Origin of the sequence: Methylobacterium nigriterrae (assembly GCF_037106235.1) — a bacterium.
GTDB lineage: Bacteria > Pseudomonadota > Alphaproteobacteria > Rhizobiales > Beijerinckiaceae > Methylobacterium > Methylobacterium nigriterrae.
Map to the genome: position 1 here is coordinate 67,142 of NZ_JBAWTG010000008.1, position 24,916 is coordinate 92,057.

Below are 24,916 nucleotides of genomic sequence, written 5' to 3' on the forward strand. Positions count from 1 at the left end.
CCGCGCGGAACACCATCTCTCCGTCCAGGTCGGGTCGTCGCTACGGGACCTGAACCGACCGAACGCTCTGCCTCGAAAGGAGGGCACGACATGACCGAACTGAGCCAGAACCCGATCACCCCCGCCGATCTCGATCCGACCGAATTCCGGGCCGCCGATCTCGCAGCCCTCGGCGAGGGCCACATCGCCTACGTGCGGCCGATCCGCTCGGATGAGGTGAAGCGGTTCTTCCCGCAGGCGCCGGACCTGACGCCGGGCCTCGAGCTCTTCGCCCTGCTGTCGGCCAGCGGCGCGCCGATCCTGCTCGCCGATTCGCGCGACGTGGTGGTGGCGAACGCGATGGCGCACGACCTCCACACCGTCAGCCTGCACTGATCCCCTTCTCCCGGAAGGCCGGCGCCCGCACGGGCGGGCGCCGCTCAACGCATCTCCGCGACCGCCCCGAGCAGCCGCGCAATGTCCTGCGGCCGGGACAGGCGATGGTCGCCGTCGGCGATCAGCGTCAGGACCGTGCCAGCCCTCGGCAGGCGGTCGAGGATCTTGAAGGCGTGGCCATGGGGCACGTCGGGGTCCTGCATCCCCTGCAGGATATGGACGGGGCAGCCGAGATCGAGCGCTCCTCCGAGCAGGCAGTTGCGGCGCCCGTCCTCGATCAGCGCCATGGTGATGGCGTCTGGCTCCGGCGCGTAGGCGCTCTCGCGCAGGAAGACGCCGTCCCGCTCCAGCGTCGCGCGCACCTCGGTCGGGAACTGCGCCCACATCAGGTCCTCGGTGAAGTCGAGGGCGGGCGCGATGAGCACGAGGCCGGCGGCCGGCATCTCACCGCGGGCGAGGCGTGCCCGTGCGGCGAGGCAGGCGATCCATCCGCCCATCGACGAACCGATCAGGACGGGGCGCTCGGGCGCGAAGGCGGCGAGCACCGCCTCGGCGTCCGCGAGCCACGTGGATATCGTGCACGACGCGAACGCGCCCTCGGAGGCGCCGTGCCCCGAATAGTCGAACCGCACGAGCCTGCGGCGCGCCTCGGCCGCCCAGGCATCCACCGCCATCGCCTTGGTGGCGCCCATGTCGGAGCGGAAGCCGCCGAGCCAGACCACGGTCGGACCGGCGCCGTCCCGGACCCGCACGGCGATCCGGCGGCGCTCGGCGCCGTCGCCCGCCACGATGAATTGAGGGTCAGTTTGTTGCGTACTCGCGCTCGTATCCACCGGCACCGTTCTCCCTCGCCGCTTCCGAATCGTTCAACGTGAACGCTTCGCGGCAGCCATTCGTTTACCCGACCGTAAAGCGGCGCGGCGATCCTCAGGCGATGAGCGGAACGAGAGCACGCGGCCGGACCCCGGCATCCACGGCAGGCGATCCGCGGGGGCGGCGGGGGCGATGAACAGCGAAGCTCGTCCTCCCGTCGGCTTCCCGACCGAGGTCGCGCCGCTCGTCGGCGCCCGCATCCTGCAGATCATCCCCGAGCTCGATGCGGGGGGCGCGGAGCGCACCACCGTCGATGTCTCGGCCGGCCTCGCCGCCGCCGGAGCCAGGGCGCTGGTGGCGACCGAGGGCGGCCGGCTCGTCGGCGAGCTCCAGGCCAAGGGTGGCGTCTGGCTGCCCTTCCCGGCCTCCTCCAAGAACCCGGTCGCGATGGCGCTCAACGTCGGGCGCCTCGTGCGGCTCTGCCGGCGGGAGAACGTGCAGATCCTCCATGCCCGCTCGCGCGCCCCGGCCTGGGTCGCGCTCGGCGCGGCGCGGCGGCTCGGGATCCCGCTCGTCACGACCTACCATGGCAGCTACTCGGGCCGGACCGGCGTCAAGGTGCTGTACAATTCCGTGATGGCCCGCGGCGACGTCGTCATCGCCAACTCCCACTACACCGCCGACCTGATCCGCAGCCTCCACGCGGAGCAGGCCGGCGGCCGCGTACGGGTGATCCACCGGGGCACCGACCTCGCGACCTTCAGTCCGGTGGCGGTCGGGCCGGGCCGCGTCGAGGCCCTGCGGCGCGCCTGGGGCGTGGCGCCGCACGAGCGGGTGGTCCTGCTGGCGGCCCGCCTCACGGCCTGGAAGGGCCAGCGGGTGCTGATCGAGGCCGCCGCGCTGATGCGCGACCGGGGCGTCGGCGACCTTGCCATCGTGCTGGCCGGCGATCCGCAGGGCCGCGTCGCCTACAAGCGCGAACTCGACGCGCTCGTCGCCGCGCGCGGCCTGCAGGGTATCGTGCGGCGGGTCGGCCATTGCACCGACATGCCAGCAGCGTTCCGGGCGGCCTCGGTGGTGGCGGTGCCGTCGACCGAGCCCGAGGCCTTCGGGCGCTCGGCGGTCGAGGCGCAGGCGCTGGGCACGCCCGTCGTGGTGTCGGATCTCGGCGCCGTGCCCGAGACCGTGCTGAGCCCGCCCGACGCCGCCCCGGCGCAGCGGACCGGCTGGCGGGTGCCGGCGGGCGATGCGAGGGCGCTCGCCGACGCCATCGGCGACGCCCTCGCGCTCGGCGCCAGCGCGCGCGATGCCCTCGCGCGGCGGGGGAGGGCGCATGTCGAGGCGCACTTCTCGCTGGAGCGCATGATCGGCGATACGCTCGCGGTTTACACGGAGCTGTTGCAGCGCGGCAGCACGATGACTTGATGCGGCGGAGGTTCGAGCCCCGAGAATTCGAGACAACTTCGCGGTTCCCGGGTGACATCGGGCCGCGACTCATGAACCAAAGCAGACGAGCGATGTTGACTTGTCGCGTGGTTCGGCCAAGGTGTCGCATCCGGGAAAGGCCGGAGCGATCGGTGGTCGGGCAGCCCATTGGGTGATGCCGAGGGCCGCCGTTTCGTCGTTGACTTAGGAGAACACAGCCATTCGTAGACCTATGAGAGCCATGCCGGCCCCGCAGAAGGACGGGCCGCGCGCCAACCGGGACATCCGCGGCGTCCGCGAAGTGCAGCTCATCGACGATACCGGCCAGAACCGCGGTGTCGTCCCCTTCTTCGATGCCCTTCAGATGGCCGAGGAGGCCGGGCTCGATCTCGTCGAGATCGCACCGAACTCCACGCCTCCCGTCTGCAAGTTCCTGGATTACGGGCGTTTCCGCTTCAACGAGCAGAAGAAGCAGAACGAGGCCCGCAAGCGCCAGAAGACGGTCGAGGTCAAGGAGATCAAGCTCCGCCCCGGCATCGACAAGCACGATTACGACGTGAAGATGAAGGCCGTGCACCGCTTCTTCGAGGAGGGTGACAAGGTGAAGGTCACGCTGCGCTTCCGCGGCCGCGAGATGGCGCACCAGGACATCGGCCTGCGGCTCCTCGAGCGCGTGAAGTCGGAGACCGCCGAGATCGCCAAGGTCGAGAGCGAGCCGATGCTCGAAGGCCGGCAGATGATCATGATCCTCGCGCCGCGCTGAGCGTGGCGCGCCGCCTTCCATGATGCCCGACCTTCCGTCCGCGCCGCCTCAACCGGGGCGGCGCCGTCTTGTGCGTGGCCCCCTGTGAGCGAAGCCTTCCTCTCGCGGCGCGTGCCGCTGGCCGGCCGGCTCCGGCTGATCCATGCGCCGGCGGGCGACTACGCCTTCTCGCGCTACACGAGCGGCCGGGGCTTTCGGCATTTCGGCACGCTCTGCCGGGCGGTGCTCGATCCCGACTCGGTGGCCTTGGACGTCGGCGCGAATATCGGGCTGACGACCCTGATCGCCGCGGACGTGGCGACCCGCGGGCGCATCTACGCGATCGAGGCGGCGCCCCGGAATTTCGCGGCGCTCGCCCGCAACGTCTACGAGCACGGCGCCTCGGTGATCCGGCCAATCCACTGCGCGGTGGGCGCGCGGGAGGGCACCGTCCCGTTCTTCGACAACTCGACCTTCGGCTACGTCGTCGCCGAGGGCGACATGGCCGCATCCTCCGGAACGCCGGTCCCGCTGCGCACCCTCGACAATCTCGTGGCCGAGCGCGGGCTCGAGCGGCTCGACTTCATCAAGATGGATATCGAGGGTTTCGAGCAGGAGGCGCTCGCGGGCGCCGAGGCGACGCTCGCACGGTTCGAGCCGCTCGTGATGCTCGAGTTCAACTCCTGGTGCCAGATCGCGTCCTACGACAGGAGCCCGCGCCGCTTCCTCGAATGGCTGCTCGATGCCTTCCCGGAACTCCACGTCTGGCGCTACGGCCGCCTGACCTCCGTGCGGGAGATGGGCGTCTACAACTTCCTGCACACGCACCTGATCCAGCACCATTGCAACACCGACCTCGTCGGTGCCCGCTCGGGCGCTCGGCTGGATCGCCTCAAGGCGATGCAGCGGGAGGGCGGGATCAGGGGCTGGCGGCGCCGGCTCGGGTTCTGAGGCGGGATCTGCGTGATCCCTTCGGTATAGGTAAGGGCTCTCGACCTCGTCCCACCCTCGCCCTCATCCTGAGGCGCTGCGCCAGCGGCCTCGAAGGAGGCCTCCAGCGGCCCCTGCGCTCCCTGGAACCCTCCTTCGAGGCCTCCGCTACGCTGCGGCGCCTTAGGATGAGGCCGAGGGCGGGACGGTCAACGCCGAACCGAAGGGATCGAGCGGACGCCGTATGAGGCGGGTCCGGGCGGGGTAGGCGAGCGTCGCGACGCCTTGCGCCTGGCCCCTTCTCCCGCCCGGGCGGAGGGCGAGCCTCGCACCCGCCGCGATGTGCTTTCCGCGTCCGGGCCGGAGCGGCGTCGCGCCGCTCCCTACTTCACCATCGCCACCTGGGCGTCGCCCCTGCGGCGCAAGACATTGACCGTCACGTCGTCGTCGTGCCGCTGCAGCCGGATGTCGATCCGGGACTGGCCGAGCTTCAGGTTGAAGATCGAGACGCCGTCGAGGAAGGCCGGCAGGGTCGGGTTGCGGAAGCGCACCCGGTTGCGGGCATGGTCGATCTCGAGCCCGAGGCAGGCGGCCAGGAAGGCGAAGGGCGCGGCCGCCGCCCAGGCCTGCGGGCTGCAGGCGACCGGGTAGGCCACGGGCCCGCGCTGGCGGCGGCGCATGAAGCCGCAGAACAGCTCCGGCAGGCGCTTCTGGTCCTGGTAGAGCGCGGTATCGAACATGCCCTGGAAGATGCGCGAGGCTTCCGGCTTCAGGTCGTAGCGCGCGAGTCCGAGGGCGATCAGGGCGTTGTCGTGCGGCCAGATCGAGCCGTTATGGTACGACATCGGGTTGTAGCGGGCCTCGCCGCGGGCGATCGTGCGCACCCCCCAGCCGTTGAAGCCGTCCTTCGACAGGAGCTGCGCCGCCACGCTCGCCGCCCGCTCCGGCAGCGCGATCCCGGTGAAGAGGGCGTGGCCCGCATTCGAGGAGCGCACGGCGCACTGGCGCTTCTCGCCGTCGAGGGCGAGCACGTAGGTGCCGATCTCGGCGTTCCAGAACGACCTGTCGAACGCCTCGCGCAGGGCCCGGGCCTGATGGGTCAGGGCTTCCGCCATGGGGTCGTGGCCGAGCATCGCGGCGAGCTTGGCCATGCCGTTCTTGGCGGCGTAGACGTAGCCCTGCACCTCGCAGAGCGCGATCGGCCCCTTCGCGAGCTGGCCGTCGGCGTGGAAGATCGAATCGTGGCTGTCCTTCCAGCCCTGGTTCTCCAGGCCCTTGTCGGTGTCGCGGGCGTATTCGACGAAGCCGTCGCCGTCGCGGTCGCCGTACTCGTTCATCCACGTGAGCGCGCGTTCGAGCGCCGGCCAGATATGGGCGATCGTGTCCCGGTCGCCCGTGACGGCGTAGTACTCCCAGGCCAGCATCACGAAGAGCGGCGTGCCGTCGATGGTGCCGTAATAGTGGCGGAACGGCACCTCGCCGAGCATCGCCATCTCGCCGCGGCGGGTCTCGTGGAGCACCTTGCCGGGCTGGGCGTCGGCGGCCGGGTCGACGGTCTTGGCCTGGGTCGAGGCGAGGTAGCGCAGCACGCCCTTGGCGAAGTTCGGGTCGATCCAGAGCGCCATCATGGCCGTGATGATGCCGTCGCGCCCGAACACGGTGGAGTACCAGGGGATGCCGGCGAAGGGGTAGATCCCCTCGGGCGTCCGGCTCGCCAGCATGTAGAGGTCGGCGGTGGCCCGGCAGGCCGCCTCGTTGAACTGGTCGTTCGAGGAGATGATTGTGGTGATGCCCGCGGTGAGCTGGCGCTGGTCGCGCCGCGCGTCGCGATAGGCGCGGGCGAAGATGACGCCCTCCGCGAGGCCCTTGGGCGGGCGCACGCCCGTGCTGCCGGCCGCGAGCGCGAGCCCCGCGGCCGCATCCTCGCCGACCTTCTCGGCGGCGGGCGCGCTGGTGAAGGCGCGGTGCGACTCGCACACCACCCGGATGAACAGCGAGGCCCGCTCGCCGGGCTTCAGCGTCAGCGCGAACGTCGCCCGGCCGGGCTCGATCTCGCGAGGCTTGGGCCCGAAGTGAACGGCCGTGGTGCGAACCACCTCGTCGAGGCCGACGTAGCGGAACTGCACCTCGTGGTCGCTCGCGACCTGCACGGAGCGCTTGCCGTGATGCGCCCGGTTGGTGCCGCGCACCTCGAACAGGTCGCGGTAATCGGCGTCGAACGTGACGGTGAGGCGGAAGCTGCGGGGCCGCGAATCGTAGGAGCGCAGCCCGATGCGGTCGTAGCAGCTGCCCTTGAACAGGAACTTGGTGCGCTCGATCGCGATCACCTCGCGGGGGATCGTGGTCTCGTCGTGGGCGTCGATGCGGATATCGGGCGTCGTCATGTCGACGCTGAGGGCGCCGTTGTCGTCCTGCATCACCGAGGAGAGCAGGAGCGGGCGCTGGTCCTCGACCGTGAAGTGCAGGCGCGACAGGTAGCGCGTGTCCTGGAAGTAGAGGCCCTCCGGACCCGGCAGCACGCCGATATCGCCGTAGCTGTCGAGCACCGCGAAGGCCTCGCCGTATTTCAGGGAGCGCAGCGGCCGCTCGACAAGCGAGGTCTGCGCCTCGATGTGGTATTGCGGAAGAACCTCGTCGGCGTTCTGGAAGCCCTGGACGCGCTGCGGCGCCTGGCTCGCGGCGGGGTGCGCCTTCGCCGTCATGTCTTCTGCCGCCATGCTTGGGCATCTCCGGATGTCGAGGGGCACGAATCGAAAGGGCCGCCGGATCGCTCGTTCGGCGAAGCGGCGGCCCTTGGGACCGACTCAGTTAGGCGATCATACGACGCCGGCCAGGCTCTGTTAACCCTGGCCGGCGCTCGCCGATGCGTGGCCTCAGGCCGGCATCGCGGCAGCCGAGAGGGAGGGCCGCGCCGAGCCGTTCATCTCGCCGTAATGCGGAGCGAAGGCCGCGGCGGTCGGCAGCTTGATGACGTCGTGCTGGCCGGCGAGAAGGCGCTCGTAGGCCGCCACGTACTTCTTCACCATGCACTCGGCGGTGAACTGGCCCTCGAAGTGGCGGCGGACGCCGGCACGGCTCATGCCCTTCACGGTCTCGACGGCCGCGACCGCCTCGTCCATGCTGCCGCACAGGACGCCGCTGACGCCGTCGGCGATGACCTCCGGCACGGAGCCGTTGCGGAAGGCGATCACGGGCGTGCCGGCCGACATCGACTCGATCATCACGAGGCCGAAGGGCTCCGGCCAGTCGATCGGGAAGGCGAGAGCCAGGGCGTTGCCGAGGAAGTCCTTCTTCTGCTCCTCGTTGATCTCGCCGATATACTCGATCAGCGGGTGATGGGTCATCGGCTCGATGACCTCATCCCAGTATTCCTGGTCCGCCTTGTCGACCTTGGCCGCGATCTTCAGCGGCACGCCCGAGCGCTTGGCCATCTCGATGGCGCGGTCCGGACGCTTCTCGGGCGAGATGCGGCCGAGGAAGGCAAGGTAGCCGCCCTTCGCCTCCGGGTAGAACGGGCAGTTCTCCTTCGGCAGGCCGTGATGGATCGTCGAGAGCCAGTTCACGTTCGGCGGCATCGGCTCGCGCTGGTTGTCGGAGATCGAGACCAGCGGCATGCCCGTGAACGTCTTGTAGACCGGCATGAAGTCCGGCACGTCGAGGCGGCCGTGCATCGTCGTGAGGCACTTGTGGTTCAGGTCCTCGAACAACGGGTACTGCAGCAGGTCGATGTGGAAGTGGAGGATGTCGAACTCGTGGGCCCGGCGGCGGATCTGGTGCAGCATCGCGAGGTGGCTCGCGGTGTGGTCCCGGTAGCCGAGCAGGCGCAGACCCTCGGGCGTGCACGCCGCGAGCTTCGCCGAGGTCTCCGAGTCGCCGCTCGCGAAGAGCGTGACGTCGTGACCCTGCCGGACGAGTTCCTCGGTGATCCAGGACACGACGCGCTCGGTGCCGCCGTAGAACTTCGGAGGCACGGCCTCCGAGAGCGGGGCGATCTGGGCAATGCGCACGAAAAAGTCTCCTGTGAGGGCGAACGTTTCGGAGAGCTAACCCGATCCGGCCTGAGTGGGACATGAACGAAACTGACAGCCAAGGTTATGGTTCCTGCGCCTCGCCTGCGGCTACAACTGTTCCGCGATACTCCCCGGATGTCCCCGAAATGCTGATTGTCCGGGGCGGGCCGACCGCGGTTCTCGCGGCGTCGAAGCAGGAAAAGGGCCACCCCGGTGCGCCCGGACGCCCGGCACAGGCATGCCGACCGCCCATCGCCACGGAGGCGATTGAAAGGCCGACGCTTTTCTGTCATAAGCCCGCCCGCGTCGAACCGCCCGGCCAGACAGGGCTGCCGTGGCGGTTCGTGTTGCTCCACCAGAAGCATCCATCGAGCGCATCTCCCCGGTTCTCACCGGCCGGACAGGTTTTGCGCGTAGGAGAGCCAAATGCCCAAGCTGAAGACGAAGTCGGGCGCCAAGAAGCGCTTCAAGATCACCGGCACCGGCAAGGTCATGTACGCCCAGGCCGGCAAGCGTCACGGCATGATCAAGCGGACGACGAAGCAGATCCGCAACCTGCGCGGCACCACGACCCTGTTCGAGGGCGACGCCGCCAACGTGAAGAAGTTTTTCCTGCCCAACAGCCGGTAATCCTTCACTAGCCGAACTGCTTTTCTCGTAATCCAGGAGATCGACCATGGCCCGCGTCAAGCGCGGCGTGACCAGTCACGCGAAGCACAAGAAAGTCCTCAAGGCCGCCCGCGGCTATTACGGCCGCCGCAAGAATACGATCCGCATCGCCAAGCAGGCGGTCGAGAAGGGCCTGCAATACGCCTACCGCGACCGCAAGAACAAGAAGCGCACCTTCCGCGCCCTCTGGATCCAGCGCCTCAACGCCGCCGTCCGCGAGCACGGCCTGACCTACTCGCGCTTCATCGACGGCCTGGCGAAGTCCGGCATCGAGGTCGACCGCAAGGCGCTGTCGGAACTCGCCATCCACGAGCCCGCGAGCTTCGCGGCCGTGGTGGAGAAGGCCAAGGCCGCGCTGCCCTCGGCCAAGGCCGCCTGAGCAGCCCTCGCATCACAGGACTTCCGGCGAGAGGCGCGGCGCACCAGGAGCGCCGCGCCTTCGTCATTTTCGGACGGTTTCGATGTCCGCCCGCGCTTGCATCCGCGTGCGCGAACCGCAAAACCTCCCGCGCGTCGTTCCCGAGGCGCATCCGGCCAGAGACAGCGATGACCGATCTCGACACTCTCGAACGCGACCTTCTCTCCCAGGTGGAGGCGGCCGCCGACGAGGCCGCGCTCGAAGCCGTGCGCGTCTCGGCTCTGGGCAAGAAGGGCAGCGTCTCGGATCTCCTGAAGACGCTCGGCGCCATGACGCCCGACGAGCGCAAGGCGCGCGGCCCCCTGATCAACGGCCTGCGCGACCGCCTGCAGGGCGCGCTCTCCGGGCGGCGGGAGGCCCTGGCCGAGGCCGCCCTCGAGGCGCGCCTGGCCGCCGAACGGGTCGACGTCACGCTTCCCGTCCGCGAGGCGCCCGAGGCCCGCGGGCGCATCCATCCGATCAGCCAGGTGATCGACGAGATCACGGCGATCTTCGCCGATATGGGCTTCTCGGTGGCGGAGGGGCCCGACATCGAGACGGACGAGCTGAACTTCACTGCGCTCAACTTCCCGCCCGGCCACCCGGCCCGCGAGATGCACGACACCTTCTTCCTGGCGCCCGACCGGACCGGGCAGCGCAAGGTGCTGCGCACCCACACCTCGCCGGTGCAGATCCGGACCATGCGCGCCGAGGCCCCCCCGATCCGCGTGATCATCCCGGGCCGGACCTACCGGCACGATTCCGACCAGACCCACACGCCGATGTTCCACCAGGTCGAGGGGCTCGTGATCGACCGCTCGGCCAACATCGCCAACCTGAAATGGGTGCTCGAGGAGTTCTGCAAGGCGTTCTTCGAGGTCGAGGGCGTGAAGATGCGCTTCCGGCCCTCCTTCTTCCCCTTCACCGAGCCCTCGGCCGAGGTCGACATCCAGTGCTCGCGCAAAGGCGGCGAGATCCGCTTCGGCGAGGGCGACGACTGGCTCGAGATCCTGGGCTGCGGCATGGTCCACCCGAACGTGCTGAGGAATTGCGGGCTCGATCCCGACAGCGTGCAGGGCTTCGCCTTCGGCGTCGGCATCGACCGCATCGCCATGCTGAAATACGGCCTTCCGGACCTGCGCCCCTTCTTCGATGCGGACCTCCGCTGGCTCGACCATTACGGCTTCCGGCCGCTCGACGTGCCGAGCCTCGTCGGCGGGCTGACGAGCTGACCTGATCATCCGCGCGACCCGGCCCGGACCGGGTCGTCTCACTTCCTGACGGGCGTCCCCGCCGCTGCGCGGGTCGGGCGCCGAGGGACGGCACCCATGAAATTCACCCTCTCCTGGCTCAAGGACCACCTCGACACCGAGGCCTCGCTCGATACCATCGCCGAGACGCTGACGCGCATCGGCCTCGAGGTCGAGGGCATCGAGGACAAGGCGGCGGAGCTGAGGTCCTACGTCGTCGCCAAGGTCCTCACCGCCGAGCAGCACCCGAATGCGGACCGCCTCCGCGTCTGCACGGTCGATGCGGGCGACGGGCAGCCCCTGCAGGTCGTGTGCGGCGCGCCGAATGCGCGCGCGGGCATGACATCCGTCTTCGCGCCGCCCGGCACCTACGTGCCGGGCAAGAACATCACCCTGGCGGTCGGCACGATCCGGGGGGTCGAGAGCCGCGGCATGCTGTGCTCGGGCGCGGAACTCGGCCTCGGCGACGACCACGAGGGTATCCTCGAATTGCCCGAGGACGCGCCGGTGGGCGAGCCCTACGCCCTCTATGCGGGCCTCGACGACCCGGTCGTGGAGATCAACCTCACGCCGAACCGCCCCGACTGCACCTCGGTCCACGGCATCGCCCGCGACCTCGCGGCGACCGGGATCGGCACGCTCAAGCGCGAGCCGCTGCCGCCCGTGCGGGGGGAGGGGGCTTGCCCGGTCCCGGTCAGCCTCGACTTCGAGCCGGCCGATCGCGGCCTCTGCCCGATCTTCGCGCTGCGTCTCGTGCGGGGGGTCCGCAACGGCCCGTCGCCCGCCTGGATGCAGGCGCGCCTGCGCGCCATCGGCCTGCGCCCCATCAACGCGCTCGTCGACATCACGAACTACGTGACGTTCGACCGCGGCCGGCCGCTGCACGTCTTCGACGCCGCCAAGGTGGCGGGCGGCCTCACCGTCCGGCGCGCCCGCACGGGCGAGTCGCTGAAGGCCCTCGACGGGCGCACCTACGCGCTGACCGACGACATGGTGGTGATTGCCGACGCGCGCGGTGTCGAGTCGCTCGCCGGCATCATCGGCGGCGAGGGCTCGGGCTGCGACGAGGGCACGGTCGACGTGCTGATCGAGTCGGCCCTCTGGGACCCGGCCAACATCGCCCAGACCGGGCGCCGCCTCGGCGTGATCACGGACGCGCGCTACCGCTTCGAGCGCGGCGTCGATCCGGCCTACACGCTGCCGGGTCTCGATCTCGCCACCTGCCTCGTCCTCGACATCTGCGGCGGCGCCCCGAGCCAGCCCGCGATCGCGGGCGAGCCGCCCGAGACGGAGCACATCATCGACTTCCCCTGGACGGAGGTGCGGCGGCTCGCCGGGATCGAGCTGTCGCGGGCCGAGATGAAGGTGACGCTTGAGACGCTCGGCTTCCACGTGGCCGGCACGGGCGACCGCGTGAAGGTGCTGCCGCCCTCCTGGCGGCCCGATGTCGAGGGCAAGGCCGACCTCGTCGAGGAGATCATCCGCATCGCCGGCCTCGACCGCATCGAGCCGAAGCCGCTGCCGCGCACCGCGCAGGCCGTGGGCAGGCCCGTCCTCACCGTCATTCAGAAGCGCACGCGCCTCGCCAAGCGGGCGCTCGCGAGCCGCGGCCTGATGGAGGCGTTGACGTGGTCCTTCATCCCGCACGCCGATGCCGTTCTGTTCGGCGGCGGCGGTGCGGACCTCGCGCTCGCGAACCCGATCGCCTCGGACCTGTCCGACATGCGGCCGAGCCTCGTCCCGGGGCTGCTGCGGGCCGCCCAGCGCAACGCCGACCGCGGCTATCCGGACGCGGCCCTGTTCGAGGTCGGGCAATGCTTCGCGAATGACGAGCCCGAGGGCCAGACCATCCGCGCGGCGGCCACGCGCCGGGGCAGCGCGGGCCATGCCGGCGGCGGGCGCCACTGGGACGGCGCCGCCGCGACGGTCGACGTGTTCGAGGCCAAGGCCGACGCGCTCGCGCTGCTCGCGGCGCTGGGCGTCCCCACCGGCGGCCTTCAGATCGCCGCCGGCGGACCAGCCTGGCTGCATCCGGGCCGCTCCGGAACCCTGCAATTCGGGCCGAAGAACCCGATCGGCCATTTCGGCGAGGTCCACCCCCGGGTGATGAAGGCCCTCGACCTCAAGGGGACGCTCGTCGCCTTCGAGATCACCCTCGAGGCGCTGCCGCTTCCGAAATACAAGCCCACCAAGGCCAAGCCGGCTCTCGCCCTCTCCGACTTCCAGCCGGTCTCCCGCGACTTCGCCTTCGTGGTCGGCCGCGACGTGGCGGCGGGCGACGTGGTGAGGGCGGCGCAAGGGGCGGAGCGCAAGCTCATCGCCGGCATCGACGTGTTCGACGTCTACGAGGGCGCCGGTATCCCGGAGGGCTCGAAGTCGGTGGCGATCGCGGTGCGCCTGCAGCCGGTCGAGAAGACCCTGACGGATGCCGAGATCGAGGCGGTCAGCGCGAGGATCGTCCAGGAAGTCGCGCGCAAGACCGGCGCGACGCTCCGCGGCTGAGACGAGGCGGCCATGGCGCGGAGCGACCTGATCGAGGCACTCTCGGGCGCGGATTACCTGCCTGAGGATGCCATTCGCGGCGCCGTCGCGGAGCCGGGCGCCATCGCCGACGAGGCGTTGCGGCTGCTCGAGGCGGCCGCGGCGGGCACCGAACTGACCGATCGCGAGGCGAACCTCCTGTTCTGGGGCCTGCACGTGCTCGCGGCGGTCCGCGACACGCGGGCCCTCTCGCCTCTCCTGAAGCTCCTGCGGCAGGACGCCGACGCGATCGACGCAGTGCTCGGCGACGCCGCCGGAACCACCCTCTCGCGCGTCATCGCGAGCCTCTACGGCGATGATCCGTCGGAGTTGTTCGCCCTGATCCTCGACACCACGATCGATGACCTCGTGCGCAACGAGGCGCTCGTGGCGCTCGCCTTCCTGGCGCGCGAGGATCGGGTCGCGCGCGCTTCCGTCCGCGACCTGCTCGTCCGGTTCGACGACAAGCGCGTGGCCGTGGAGGGTGACATCGGCTGGCTCGGCTGGGAGGAGGCGATCGCGCTGCTCGGCCTGAGGGAACTCGGCCCGCGCGTCGATGTGGCCCGGAGGGACGGGCGGCTCGACGCGGAGACCAGCGATCCGGCTTGGTTCAAGTCGGCACTCCGCAGGGCCGAGGCGCGCCCGGACGACCGGAGCGACCTCGATCAGCGCGGCCTCGGCTACCTCGACGACCCCGTCGCGGCCCTCGCCTGGACCAGGGAGGGGGCCGGGGAGCCGGTGCGCAATCCCTTCAAGGATGTCGGCCGCAACGATCCCTGTCCCTGCGGCAGCGGCAAGAAATTCAAGAAGTGCTGTCTCGATTTGGCAGAGATCCCGCGCTGATCCTCGACAGGTCGGCTCTCAGCAGTGATCCGACCGCAGCACCGCGTTTCGGCGATACCAGCCCGGGTCGAGGATCTCCATGAAGGGAACGTCCATCAGAACGCGGCCCTCGGTGTCGGTGATCTCGAAGCAGTAGCTGAACGGATCGTCGCCGACGCGCCGCAGACGGCTCTGCCGCAGATCCGCGGCGATGTCGGGGATGGCGTGGCAGGCTTCGAGATAGGCCTGCTCCAGGCTAGCGAAGCTCGATCCCTCCTCGTCCCTGTGGACCGCGGTCGGCGTCCGGACGTGAAGATGGAAGCGCGGCATACGGTTCTCTCCAATCTTCGCGTGGGCGCAGCGTCATTTTTTCAGAACCGGCACCGGGCCGCTCCGATAACGAAACCGGGCGGCAAAGCAACAATGTCGCAGATCGGAAATTTCGACGCTTGTACGTCACGAATTCTAGCGAAACCATCATGCAGATCAAATAAAAAGTTTTGGGAAAAAGATCATTCTTCCAGACAACATGCTAGATATTTTTGTTCATTCCGACTGCCGCGGAGAATCTACTGAGCAAAGTTTGCCCGATCGAACAGGTGCGGACGCAAGGCCCGGCGGTCCTGCAACCCCGATCCAACAGTCGAGGGGCCCCGCCTAGCGAGGCGAATCAGCGCCGCGCGGGACGAGGCGCGGCTCGCAGCCCGGCTTCAGGAGCCGGGACTGCCGTTCAGCGGATTCGCCTCGTCCCAGGCGTAGCGCAGCGTCTCGAACCGCATCGCGCGGGTGTCGACCATGAGCAGGCGGCCGACCAGCGGCTCGCCGAAGCCCGCGACGGCGCGGATCACCTCAAGCGCCATGAGCGAGCCCATCACGCCGGCGAGCGCGCCGAGCACGCCGGCCTCGGCGCAGGGCGGCACCGAGCCCGGCGGCGGCGGATTCGGGAAGAGGCAGCGGTAGGTCGGGTTCGGGCGCCCGTCCGGACCGGTCTCGTGGGCCCGGATCGTGGTCAGCGAAGCGTCGAACTGCCCGAGCGCCGCCGTCACCAGCGGGCGCCCGGCCCGGAAGCAGGCATCCGAGACCGCGTAGCGGGTCGAGAAGTTGTCCGAGCCGTCGGCCACGATGTCGTAGGCGGCGATAAGGTCGACGGCGTTCTCGGACGTGATGCGGAACGGATGAGGCACGACCTGCACGTGCGGGTTGAGGCGCGACACCGCCTCGGACGCGCTCTCGACCTTCGGCCGGCCGATGTCGGGCGTGCCGTGGATCACCTGCCGCTGCAGGTTCGACAGCGAGACGGAATCGTCGTCGACGATCCCGATCGTGCCGATCCCCGCCGCGGCGAGGTACTGGATCAGCGGGGCGCCGAGGCCGCCGGCGCCGATCACGAGCACGCGCGCCGCCTTGAGCCTGGCCTGTCCGGGGCCACCCACCTCGCGCAGGACGAGGTGGCGGGCGTAGCGTTCGATCTCGTCGCCGGAAAGTGCCATGCGGCGCGAGATAGCCCCACCCCTCCGCCGACGGAAGCCCGATCCGCGGCCCCGATCCTTCGCGCTCCGGTTTTCTTTCGCGCCGGCTTCTCTAGGGTGACGTTCCGCACCCGACCGAGACCCTATCGTACCCGTGCCGACAGATTCCTCGCCGCTCGCCCTGGCCCAAGCCCTCATCCGCTGCCCGTCGGTGACGCCCGCCGAGGGCGGTGCTCTCGACCTCCTCCAGCGCATCCTCGCCGAGGCCGGCTTCACGGTGCATCGACCCGTCTTCTCGGAAGCGGGCACGCCCGACATCGACAACCTCTACGCCCGGATCGGCAGCGGCGCTCCCTGCCTGCTGTTTGCCGGACATACCGACGTGGTGCCGCCGGGGGACGCGGCCGCTTGGCGCCACGCGCCCTTCTCGGGCACGGTCGAGGACGGCATCCTCTACGGACGCGGCGCCGCCGACATGAAGGGCGGCGTCGCCTGCATGCTGGCGAGCGCCCTCGGTTTCCTGCGGCGCCGCGGTCCGGATTTCGGCGGCTCGATCGGCTTCCTGATCACCGGCGACGAGGAGGGTCCGGCCATCAACGGCACCGTTAAGCTGCTCGCATGGACGCTCGGGCGCGGCGAGCGTTTCAGCCATTGCCTGCTCGGCGAGCCGACGAATCCGAGCCGCCTCGGCGAGATGATCAAGATCGGCCGGCGCGGATCGCTCACGGGCAGGATCACCGTGCACGGGCGCCAGGGCCACGTGGCCTACCCGCACCGTGCCGAGAACCCGATCCCGGGCTTGCTGCGGCTCGCCTCCGCCCTCCTGGAGGAGCCCCTCGACGGCGGCACCGCGCATTTCGACGCCTCGAACCTCGAATTCACGACGATCGACGTCGGCAACCCGGCCACCAATGTGATTCCGGCCGATGCCCGGGCCGTGTTCAACATCCGCTTCAACGAGGGCTGGAGCGCCGAGAGCCTGGGCGCCGAGATCCGCCGGCGCCTCGAGCGCGCGGCCGGCAATGCGGTGCGCTTCACCCTCGACCTGCAGCCCTCGAACGCCCCGGCCTTCCTGACGCGGCCGGACGCGTTCGTGGATCTCGTCGCCCGCGCCATCGAGGCCGAGACGGGATTGCGCCCCGCGCTCTCGACCACGGGCGGGACCTCGGACGCCCGCTTCATCAAGGATGCCTGCCCGGTCATCGAGTTCGGCCTCGTGGGCGAGACCATGCACCAGACAGACGAGGGCGTGGCGGTCGCCGACCTCGACCGGCTGACGGCGATCTATGGCCGGGTGCTCGACGCCTACTTCCCCGGAAGCTAGCGCGCTTTTCGCCAAAGCGGTTGCCGGTTTGGCGATCAGAAATCGCGCCAGATCAATGCTCTAGGCGCTACCCGAGATCCGGTGCGGACGGCGGCCGACCGCCGGGGGCATAGTCGACGCCCACGAAGGTGAGGCCGCAGGCCGGCGCCATCGGCCCGCAGCGGGCGCGGTCGCGCGAGGCGAGGATGCCGGCGACGTCGTCCGCGCTGAGGCGGCGGCTGCCGGCGAGCATCAGCGTGCCGACCATGCCGCGGACCTGGTGATGCAGGAAGGACCGGGCCGAGGTCGCGATCACGATCTCCTCCTGGAACCCCGTCGTCCGGACCGCGACGTCGAGTTGCTCGAGGGTGCGGACCGGGCTGTTCGCCTGGCACTCGGCGGCGCGGAAGGCCGTGAAATCGTGGCGTCCGAGGAGCCGCTGCGCGGCCGCGTGCATCAGCCCGGCATCGAGCGGCCAGGGCACGTGCCAGACATGGGCCCGCGTCAGCGCCGCTGGGCTGCGGCGGCTCAGGATGCGGTAGCGGTAGTGGCGGCGGATGGCGGAGTGGCGCGCGTCGAATTCCGGCCCCACGATCTCGGCCGAGAGGATCGCGACGGGGAGCGGCCGCAGATGCGCGTTGAGGGCGTCCCGCACGGTGTCGGTGCGCCACGCCCTCACGAGGTCGAGATGGGCGACCTGATGGGTTGCGTGGACGCCGGCATCGGTCCGGCCCGCGCAGGTCAGCCGCGGGCTCTCGCCCGAGAAGCGCACGACCGCGGCCTCGATCGCGCCCTGCACGGTGAGATCCTCGGCTTGGCGCTGCCAGCCGTGAAAGGGCGCCCCGTCGTACTCGATGACGAGCTTGTAGCGGGCCATCAGGGCAGGCGCGCGCCCGGTTCGAGCCGGGCACCGCGCAGGAACTCGGACCCGGATACGGAGCCGCCCCTGCCGGCCCGGCGCAGCTCGAGGAGGCGCAGGGCTCCCTCGCCGCAGGCCACCGTGCCGGCGCCGTCGAGCAGCGTCCCGGGCGTCCCCGAGCCCGCGACGGCCCCGGCCCGCAGGACCTTCACGCGCTCCGCCCCCCGGCCGAGATCGGCCTCGAAGAACGCGCCCGGAAAGGGCGACAGGCCGTTCACGTGGCTCGCGAGGGCCGAGGCCGGCCGGCGCCAGTCAATCCGCGCCTCCTCGTTCGTGATCTTGTGCGCGTAGACGACGCCCTCCTGCGCCTGCGGCGTGAAGGCGAGGTCGCCACGCTCGAGGGCAGACAGCGCGCGGCTCATCAGGTCGGCGCCGAGCGGCATCAGGGCGTCGTGAAGCTCGCCCGCCGTCATGCCGGGCGCGATCGGCAGGCGCGCCTCCATCGCCACCGGCCCGGTGTCGAGGGCCGCCTCCATGCGCATCACGCCGACGCCGCTCTCCGCATCGCCCGCCATCACGGCCCGCTGGATCGGCGCGGCCCCGCGCCAGCGCGGCAGCAGCGAGCCGTGCAGGTTCAGGCAGCCGTGGCGAGGGGTGGCGAGGAGCGCGGGCGGCAGCAGCATGCCGTAGGCGACGACGACCGCGACATCCGCCCCGTGCGCCCGGAACGTCTCGGCAGCGGCCGCGTCCTTCAGCGTCGTCGGGGTGTGGATCGGCAGCCCGAGCGTATCGGCCAGCGCGTGCACGGGCGAGGGGCGCAGGGCCATGCCGCGCCCGGCCCGCGCCGGCGCGCGCGTGTAGACGGCCGCGATCGTGTGGCCATCGGCCGCGACGCGGGCCAGTGTCGGCACCGCGAAATCCGGGGTGCCCATGAAGACGATTCTCAACACTCCGGCCCTCGCTCGCCGGCCTGCTCAGTAATCAGGCGGCCTCACCGCGCTTGGCCGCCTTGGCGAACTTCTTGTTCACGCGGTCACGCTTCAGCTTCGACAGGTGATCGATGAACAGGACGCCGTTCAGGTGGTCGATCTCGTGCTGGATGCAGGTCGCCAGCAGCCCATCCGCCTCGATCTCCTGTACTTGGCCATCAAGATCACGGTAACGCACGCGCACGCGATCGGGCCGTTCGACCTCGGCGTAATATTCGGGGATCGACAGGCAGCCCTCGTCGTAGACCCGCTTCTCCTCGGACGCCCAGACGATCTCCGGATCCAGGAACACTCGCGGTTCACGTGCATTCTCGTCTTTTGACGTATCTATGGTTACAACCCGCTTCGGGACGCCGATCTGGATCGCCGCGAGGCCGACGCCGGGGGCATCGTACATGGTCTCCAGCATATCGGCGGCGAGCTTGCGGATCTCGTCCGTGACAGGGCCGACCGGCTCCGAGCTCAGGCGCAGCCGGGAGTCGGGCAGAATGACGAGGGGGCGAACGGCCATGACGCAACCGGTTGGGCGAGGGCGGCCACGAGCGGCGCCTGCAGGTTCCTGCAGATAAGATGCGACACCGGACCGGTCAAATGGGCGCTCCGGGGCGGCGCGGAACGATTCCGTGCCCGCTCCGCCGGCTCTGATCGCGACCGAAACGAGGCGGCGGCCGGCGCCGTAAGGAATTCCGCACCGTAGGAACGAGGAGGGGGGCATGGGGGAGTGCCGGGGGCAGGGTCCCGCCGACGCGACGCGCGCGGGATCTTATGCCAACGTGCCCGACGACGTGCTGGAGAGCTGGCAGTACATCGTCAACGAGGTCGCGTCCCGGCTCGGCGTCCCGGTCGGCCTGATCATGCGCGTGAGCGGCGCCGATATCGAGGTCTGCGCCGCCACCGGCCACGCGCGCAACTCGCACGCGGTCGGCGAGCGGCTGGGCCTCGAAGGATCCGGGATCTATTGCGAGCAGGTGTTGCGCCGTGGCGAGCCGCTCGTCGTCGAGAACGCCTTCACCGACAGCCGGTCCTGGCGCGGAAATCCCTGCCTGGAGCGGCACGGCTTGATGACCTATCTCGGATATCCGATCCGCTGGCCGGACGGGACGCTGTTCGGCACGCTCTGCGTCCTCGACGAGCGCGAGAAGGCCTATGGTCGTCAGGACCGCGACGTGATGGGCCTGATGCGCGACCTGATCGAGAGCAACCTGCGCACCCTGTGCCAGGCTTGACGTCAGAAGGCCGTGCGACTTCGGATGGCGGCCGAGAGCGTGCCCTCGTCGAGATAGTCGAGCTCGCCGCCGACGGGCACGCCGTGAGCGAGCTTCGTCACCTTCAGGCCGAGATGGCTCAGCGATTCCGTGACGTAGTGGGCGGTCGTCTGGCCGTCCACCGTGGCATTGAGGGCCAGGATGATCTCCTTGACGGCCGGGTCGCTCGCCCGCTCGACGAGCGAGGCGAGGTTCAGGTGCTCCGGTCGCACGCCGTCGAGCGCCGACAGCACGCCGCCCAGCACGTGGTAGCGGGCCTGGACCGCGCCCGAGCGCTCGAGCGCCCAGAGGTCCGAGACGTCCTCCACGACGACGAGGGTCGAGAGGTCGCGGGCGGCGTCACGGCAGATCGTGCAGGGATCGTTCGTATCGACGTTGCCGCAGGAATGGCAGACCACGATCCGGTCGGCCGCGACGCGCATCGCCTCGGCGAGCGGTCCGAGCAGGGTGTCGCGCTTCTTGATGAGCTGAAGCGCGGCGCGCCGGGCCGAGCGCGGGCCGAGGCCGGGCATGCGGGCGAGGAGTTGGATGAGGCGCTCGATCTCGGGGCCGGCCACGGCTTGAGGCATCGGGTCTCCGTCTCGTGAAGGGCGACCCGCGCACGGGATCGGCGACGTGTCGGGGCAGGGCCTAGCGGATCGGTGCCGACGAGCGAAGCCGTCGGCGAAGTCCCAACCCGCATGGAAGTCCCAAGCCTCCATATAGGGATACGCGGCCTCGCGCGCACGCGCGGGCGACGGCCTCGTTCCCGCCCGATCCCGTTCATCCCTCTGACAGGGCGGTTCGCTCAAGATCGTGCTCTGCCAGACCAAGGGAAATTCGGGCTAACAATGATGCCACCCAGTCTCGACATCCCTCGTTAGTCCGATTGACGGCGAAGATCCGCCGCCTATCCAGGTAAGGCGACGAGGGGCGGTGAACCTGCGTGCGGCGGTCCTGAACGATCGCACGGACGTTTCCTCGCGAAGCCCGGGTCCCGGCAGGGTGCCCGGTCACACGTCAACGGCGCGATCAGGGGCCCGGGAGTAACGCTCTTGACCAATATCGGTGAGTTCAACGCGGGCCACGGCTCGGACGCGATCGGCCTGCGCAACCTGAAGGCGGTCCACTGGAATCTCGACGCGCCTCGCCTCTACGAGGAATCCCTGAGCCGCCGGGAGGGCCAGCTTGCCCGCGGCGGCGCGCTCGTCGCGACCACCGGCACCCATACCGGACGCTCGCCGAAGGACAAGTTCGTGGTTCGCGATGGCGCGACCGAGAACGAGATCTGGTGGGAGAACAACGGCGCCATCACGCCGGACCAGTTCGACGCGCTGCTGTCGGATTTCCTGGCGCATGCCGAGGGCAGGGAGCTGTTCGCCCAGGACCTCTACGGGGGCGCCGATCCGGCGCACCGGGTCAAGGCGCGGGTCTTCACCGAGCTTGCCTGGCACTCGCTGTTCATCCGCAACCTGCTGATTCGGCCGGAGCGCGAAGATCTGGCGGCCTACGTGCCCGACCTGACGATCATCGATCTGCCGAGCTTCCAGGCCGACCCGGCCCGGCACGGCTGCCGCTCGAAGACCGTGATCGCCATCAACTTCGCCCGCAGGATCGTGCTGATCGGGGGATCCGCCTATGCCGGCGAGATGAAGAAGTCGGTCTTCACCTACCTGAACTTCACCCTGCCCGGGGCCGGCGTGATGCCGATGCACTGCTCGGCCAATGCCGCGCTCGATGCGGAGGGCGGCTCGGCCCTGTTCTTCGGCCTGTCGGGCACCGGCAAGACGACGCTCTCCAACGACTCGTCCCGCATGCTGCTCGGCGACGACGAGCACGGCTGGAGCCCGGAGGGCATCTTCAACTTCGAGGGCGGCTGCTACGCCAAGACGATCCGCCTCTCGCGCAATGCCGAGCCCGAGATCTACGCGACCACCGAGCGCTTCGGCACGGTGATGGAGAACGTGGTGATCGATCCCGGGACCCGCGTGCCGGACTTCGACGATGCCTCGCTCACCGAGAACACCCGCTGCGCCTACCCGCTCGACTTCATCGCGAATGCGAGCGCGACCGGGCGGGCAGGGCATCCGAAGAACATCGTCATGCTGACCTGCGACGCGTTCGGCGTGATGCCGCCGATCGCCAAGCTCTCGGGCGCCGAGGCGATGTACCACTTCCTGTCGGGCTACACCGCCAAGGTTGCGGGCACCGAGCGCGGCCTCACCGGCCCCGAGGCCACCTTCTCCACCTGCTTCGGCGCCCCCTTCATGCCGCGCCATCCGAGCGTCTACGGCAACCTGCTGCGCGACCTCATCGCCGAGCATCAGGTGGATTGCTGGCTCGTCAACACGGGCTGGACGGGCGGCGGCGTCGGCACAGGCCGGCGCATGCCGATCCGGGTGACGCGCCGTCTCCTCGGCGCGGCCCTCGACGGCTCGCTGGCGCAGGCCGAGTTCCGCCGCGATCCGTATTTCGGCTTCGCGGTGCCGACCGCGGTGCCGGGTGTCGAGCAACACGTGCTGGAGCCGGTCAAGACCTGGAACAACAAGGCCGCCTTCGCGGAGACCGCGACGAGGCTCGTCGCGATGTTCAAGGAGAACTTCAAGCGCTTCGAAGCGCACGTGGATGCCGAGGTGAAGGCGGCCGAGCCGACGACGCAGGCCATCGCGGCCTGAAGCGGAGCGCCAGGCGTCGTCCCGGGGCCCCCTCGGCGGCCCCGGTATCGGGCCGGCCCGCTCGCGAGGGCCTTCAGACCGGCTCCGCCGCGAGCACCTGCCTGACCTTCCGCGCGAGCTGGTCCAGCGTGTAGGGCTTGCTGAGAAGCTGCACGTCCGCATCGACGATGCCGTTGTGGACGATGGCGTTGCGCGTGTAGCCCGTCGTGTAGAGAACCGGCAGCCCGGGTCGGATCCTGTGAGCCGCGTCGGCCAGTTCCTTGCCGCTCATCTCGGGCATCACGACGTCGGTGAAGAGCAGCGCGACGGCGCCGTGCGTGTCGAGGAGCTGCAGCGCCTCCCGGCCGTTGCGCGCGTGGATCACCGTGTAGCGCAGGTCGCGCAGGGCCTCGACGGCGACGCGCCGCACCGCGTCCTCGTCCTCCACCACGAGCACGATCTCGCCCGGATGCCCCTCGGGAATGTCGACGTGGACCGCCCGGCCGCCGGCGGACGGCACCGTGCCGGTGTGGCGCGGAAGGTAGATCTTCACGGTCGTGCCGCGGCCGGGCTCCGAGTAGATCTTCACGTGGCCGCCCGACTGCTTCACGAAGCCGTAGACCTGGCTCAAGCCGAGGCCGGTCCCCTGGCCGACCTGCTTCGTCGTGAAGAAGGGATCGAAGGCCCGCGAGACGACCTCGGGCGGCATGCCGGTGCCCGTGTCGGTGACGGCGATCAGGACGTACTGGCCCGGCGGCACGCCGAGATTCTCGGCCGCGTAGCCGTCATCGAGATGGGCGTTGCCGGTCTCGATCGTGAGGCGGCCGCTGGCGGCCATCGCATCGCGGGCGTTGATCGCCAGGTTGACGATGGCGTTCTCGAGCTGGTTCGCGTCGGCGCGCGTCATCCAGAGCCCGCCCGCCAGCACGGTCTCCACCCGCACGGCCTCGCCGAGGGTCCGGCGCAGCAGTTCCGACATGCCCGGTACGAGCCGGTTGCAATCCACCGGCTCGGGCATCAGCGGCTGCTTCCGGCCGAAGGCGAGGAGCCGATGGGTCAGGGTCGCCGCGCGCTCGCCGCCCTGCAGGGCCTGGTCGATGAAGGTCTCGACCCGCGTCTCGCCGCGACCGAGCCGCCGCTTGAGCAGGTTCAGGTTGCCCATGATGATGGCGAGCATGTTGTTGAAGTCGTGGGCGAGGCCGCCCGTGAGCTGGCCCATCGCCTCCATCTTCTGCGACTGCCGAAGCTGGTCCTCCAGCTCGTCGCGGCTCGCGATCGTGGCGACCAGGGTGTCGTGGCTCGCCCGCAGGGCGTTGTGCGCGGTGGCGAGGCGCCGGGTCCGCGCTCGGGCGTCGACGATCGTGTAGGCCGCCAGCGCCAGCGCGAGGAGCGCCGCGCCCGCGACGCTCAATTGAAGCAGCCGCGCCGTCGAGGCGGCGCGATGCTGCCTCTCTTCGAGGGCGCGGTTGGTCTCGGCCTGCAGCTTGGCGACGAGGTCGCGGACGCGGTCCATCAGGCGCTTTCCGTCGCCCGCGCGCACGACGGCGATGCTCGCCTCGGGCTGGCCGGCCTCGCGCAGCTCGATCGTGCGGCGCAGCTCCGCCACCTTGTCGGTTGCCGCTGAGCGAAGTTCCCGGACGGTCTCGATGATGCCGGGATCGGCGGAGACCGAGGCCTCGACCCGGCGAAGGCCCGTCTCGAGACGCGGTGCCGCCTCGGAAAAGGGTGCGAGATAGGTCTCGTCCCCGGTCAGCAGGTAGCCGCGCTGCCCGGTCTCGGCATCCGTCAACGTGGAGAGCAGCAACTCGATCGCGTTGCGCAGCTCGAAGCTGCGGCGCATGTCGGAGAGGCTCGCCCGCTGCATGCCGACGAGCGCGCCGCTGGCCGCTACGACCGCGACGAGCAGCAGGAAACCGGCCGCGAGCGGCCCGAGACCGCGCAACCACCCGGTCCCTGGCACGACGCCCGGGAGCGCGGGAGCGGATGGGTCGTCGGCCGAAGGCTGCATGAGTGGTTCGCGAAGCTTGGCCCAAGCTGTAACGTCTCGGACAGGCCTGCACAATCGAACCAATCACCGCAGCCCGGCCGCGCCGAAGCGTCAGAACGGCAGCTTCATGCCGGGCGGCAGGGGCAGGCCCTTGGTCAGCTCGGCCATGCGCTCCTGCGCGGTCTGCTCGGCCTTCGAGCGGGCGTCGTTCACGGCGGCGACCACGAGGTCCTCGAGGATCTCGCGCTCGTCCGCCACCATCAGGCTCGGATCGATGGAGACGGCCCTGACGAGGCCCTTGGCGGTCATCGTCACCTGGACGGCACCGCCGCCGGAGGCGCCCGACACCTCGACGGCGTCGAGTTCGCTCTGCAGGTTTGCCATCTTCTCCTGCATGGCCTGAGCCTGCTTCATGATGCCCATGAGGTCGCGCATGCGGATCGGTCCCGGCTGGTGTG

23 protein-coding genes are annotated in these 24,916 nt (G+C 70.0%); 12 read left to right on the forward strand and 11 right to left on the reverse strand.

From position 1 onward, the window contains the following. Positions 1-90 precede the first annotated feature (90 nt). The gene (locus WDW90_RS07340) at positions 91-375 is read left to right on the forward strand and encodes a BQ00720 family protein (RefSeq protein WP_336486689.1); all 285 of its coding nucleotides are present in this window, start codon (positions 91-93) and stop codon (positions 373-375) included. Positions 376-419: 44 nt separating this feature from the next. Here the strand turns inward: WDW90_RS07340 and WDW90_RS07345 are convergent, their stop codons facing one another. Beyond that, positions 420-1,208, reverse strand: a complete 789-nt coding sequence (locus WDW90_RS07345) for an alpha/beta fold hydrolase (protein ID WP_431310995.1) — start codon at positions 1,206-1,208, stop codon at positions 420-422. A 172-nt stretch (positions 1,209-1,380) separates the two neighbouring features. Here WDW90_RS07345 and WDW90_RS07350 point away from each other — a divergent pair, with 172 nt between their 5' ends. From WDW90_RS07350 to WDW90_RS07360, 3 genes are all read left to right on the forward strand, one after another. Next, positions 1,381-2,613 (forward strand): glycosyltransferase family 4 protein, encoded by a 1,233-nt coding sequence (locus WDW90_RS07350; RefSeq protein ID WP_336486690.1) that lies wholly within the window; start codon positions 1,381-1,383, stop codon positions 2,611-2,613. Positions 2,614-2,854: 241 nt separating this feature from the next. Continuing rightward, positions 2,855-3,376: a translation initiation factor IF-3 gene (gene infC, locus WDW90_RS07355; protein ID WP_246696561.1), complete on the forward strand. Its 522-nt coding sequence runs from the start codon at positions 2,855-2,857 to the stop codon at positions 3,374-3,376. Positions 3,377-3,460: 84 nt separating this feature from the next. Further along, positions 3,461-4,306, forward strand: coding sequence for an FkbM family methyltransferase (locus tag WDW90_RS07360; protein ID WP_336486691.1), 846 nt, complete (start codon positions 3,461-3,463; stop codon positions 4,304-4,306). Between the two features lie 362 nt (positions 4,307-4,668). Here the strand turns inward: WDW90_RS07360 and WDW90_RS07365 are convergent, their stop codons facing one another. Both WDW90_RS07365 and WDW90_RS07370 read right to left on the reverse strand, forming a co-directional pair. Beyond that, a complete protein-coding gene (locus WDW90_RS07365; RefSeq protein ID WP_336486692.1) occupies positions 4,669-7,002 on the reverse strand; it encodes an amylo-alpha-1,6-glucosidase in 2,334 nt (777 codons plus the stop codon). 156 nt (positions 7,003-7,158) lie between these two features. Beyond that, complete coding sequence (locus WDW90_RS07370) at positions 7,159-8,292, reverse strand: glycosyltransferase family 4 protein (protein ID WP_336486693.1); 1,134 nt, start codon at positions 8,290-8,292, stop codon at positions 7,159-7,161. Positions 8,293-8,721: 429 nt separating this feature from the next. On the opposite strand from WDW90_RS07370, the gene rpmI reads away from it, so the two are divergent. The 5 genes from rpmI (at position 8,722) to WDW90_RS07395 (ending at position 13,974) form a co-directional block, all read left to right on the forward strand. Further along, positions 8,722-8,925, forward strand: coding sequence for a 50S ribosomal protein L35 (rpmI, locus tag WDW90_RS07375; RefSeq protein WP_336486694.1), 204 nt, complete (start codon positions 8,722-8,724; stop codon positions 8,923-8,925). Between the two features lie 46 nt (positions 8,926-8,971). Further along, entirely contained in the window at positions 8,972-9,343 is a 372-nt protein-coding gene (gene rplT, locus WDW90_RS07380) for a 50S ribosomal protein L20 (RefSeq protein ID WP_336486695.1), read from the forward strand. A 167-nt stretch (positions 9,344-9,510) separates the two neighbouring features. Further along, on the forward strand, positions 9,511-10,593 hold the full coding sequence (gene pheS, locus WDW90_RS07385) for a phenylalanine--tRNA ligase subunit alpha (RefSeq protein ID WP_336486696.1): 1,083 nt from the start codon (positions 9,511-9,513) through the stop codon (positions 10,591-10,593). A 96-nt stretch (positions 10,594-10,689) separates the two neighbouring features. After that, positions 10,690-13,113 carry a phenylalanine--tRNA ligase subunit beta gene (pheT, locus tag WDW90_RS07390; RefSeq protein ID WP_336486697.1) on the forward strand — a complete coding sequence of 808 codons (2,424 nt, stop codon included), beginning with the start codon at positions 10,690-10,692 and terminating at the stop codon, positions 13,111-13,113. 12 nt (positions 13,114-13,125) lie between these two features. Beyond that, a complete protein-coding gene (locus tag WDW90_RS07395; protein ID WP_336486698.1) occupies positions 13,126-13,974 on the forward strand; it encodes a DUF1186 domain-containing protein in 849 nt (282 codons plus the stop codon). A gap of 18 nt (positions 13,975-13,992) precedes the next feature. Here the strand turns inward: WDW90_RS07395 and WDW90_RS07400 are convergent, their stop codons facing one another. Then, entirely contained in the window at positions 13,993-14,283 is a 291-nt protein-coding gene (locus WDW90_RS07400; protein WP_336486699.1) for a DUF6894 family protein, read from the reverse strand. A gap of 380 nt (positions 14,284-14,663) precedes the next feature. Further along, the gene (locus tag WDW90_RS07405; protein ID WP_336486700.1) at positions 14,664-15,443 is read right to left on the reverse strand and encodes a HesA/MoeB/ThiF family protein; all 780 of its coding nucleotides are present in this window, start codon (positions 15,441-15,443) and stop codon (positions 14,664-14,666) included. Between the two features lie 133 nt (positions 15,444-15,576). Here WDW90_RS07405 and dapE point away from each other — a divergent pair, with 133 nt between their 5' ends. Next, on the forward strand, positions 15,577-16,746 hold the full coding sequence (dapE, locus tag WDW90_RS07410) for a succinyl-diaminopimelate desuccinylase (RefSeq protein ID WP_336486701.1): 1,170 nt from the start codon (positions 15,577-15,579) through the stop codon (positions 16,744-16,746). Between the two features lie 67 nt (positions 16,747-16,813). Here dapE and truA read toward each other — a convergent pair whose 3' ends face one another. The 3 genes from truA to WDW90_RS07425 are packed head-to-tail and all read right to left on the reverse strand — an operon-like array spanning position 16,814 to position 19,084. After that, entirely contained in the window at positions 16,814-17,602 is a 789-nt protein-coding gene (gene truA / locus WDW90_RS07415) for a tRNA pseudouridine(38-40) synthase TruA (protein WP_336486702.1), read from the reverse strand. Beyond that, a complete protein-coding gene (gene fmt, locus WDW90_RS07420) occupies positions 17,602-18,531 on the reverse strand; it encodes a methionyl-tRNA formyltransferase (RefSeq protein WP_336486736.1) in 930 nt (309 codons plus the stop codon). The genes truA and fmt overlap by 1 nt, the downstream gene beginning before the upstream one ends. Before the next feature lie 34 nt (positions 18,532-18,565). Next, positions 18,566-19,084, reverse strand: coding sequence for a peptide deformylase (locus WDW90_RS07425; RefSeq protein WP_336486737.1), 519 nt, complete (start codon positions 19,082-19,084; stop codon positions 18,566-18,568). 202 nt (positions 19,085-19,286) lie between these two features. Here WDW90_RS07425 and WDW90_RS07430 point away from each other — a divergent pair, with 202 nt between their 5' ends. Next, positions 19,287-19,799, forward strand: coding sequence for a GAF domain-containing protein (locus WDW90_RS07430; RefSeq protein WP_336486703.1), 513 nt, complete (start codon positions 19,287-19,289; stop codon positions 19,797-19,799). 2 nt (positions 19,800-19,801) lie between these two features. Here the strand turns inward: WDW90_RS07430 and recR are convergent, their stop codons facing one another. Continuing rightward, positions 19,802-20,407, reverse strand: coding sequence for a recombination mediator RecR (gene recR / locus WDW90_RS07435; protein WP_336486704.1), 606 nt, complete (start codon positions 20,405-20,407; stop codon positions 19,802-19,804). Between the two features lie 465 nt (positions 20,408-20,872). Here recR and WDW90_RS07440 point away from each other — a divergent pair, with 465 nt between their 5' ends. Further along, the gene (locus WDW90_RS07440) at positions 20,873-22,492 is read left to right on the forward strand and encodes a phosphoenolpyruvate carboxykinase (RefSeq protein ID WP_336486706.1); all 1,620 of its coding nucleotides are present in this window, start codon (positions 20,873-20,875) and stop codon (positions 22,490-22,492) included. Between the two features lie 73 nt (positions 22,493-22,565). On the opposite strand, the gene WDW90_RS07445 is transcribed toward WDW90_RS07440, so the two are convergent. Together WDW90_RS07445 and WDW90_RS07450 are read right to left on the reverse strand one after the other, a co-directional pair. Next, complete coding sequence (locus WDW90_RS07445; RefSeq protein WP_336486707.1) at positions 22,566-24,413, reverse strand: CHASE3 domain-containing protein; 1,848 nt, start codon at positions 24,411-24,413, stop codon at positions 22,566-22,568. A gap of 156 nt (positions 24,414-24,569) precedes the next feature. After that, positions 24,570-24,893, reverse strand: coding sequence for a YbaB/EbfC family nucleoid-associated protein (locus tag WDW90_RS07450; protein ID WP_336486708.1), 324 nt, complete (start codon positions 24,891-24,893; stop codon positions 24,570-24,572). Between the last annotated feature and the right edge of the window lie 23 nt (positions 24,894-24,916).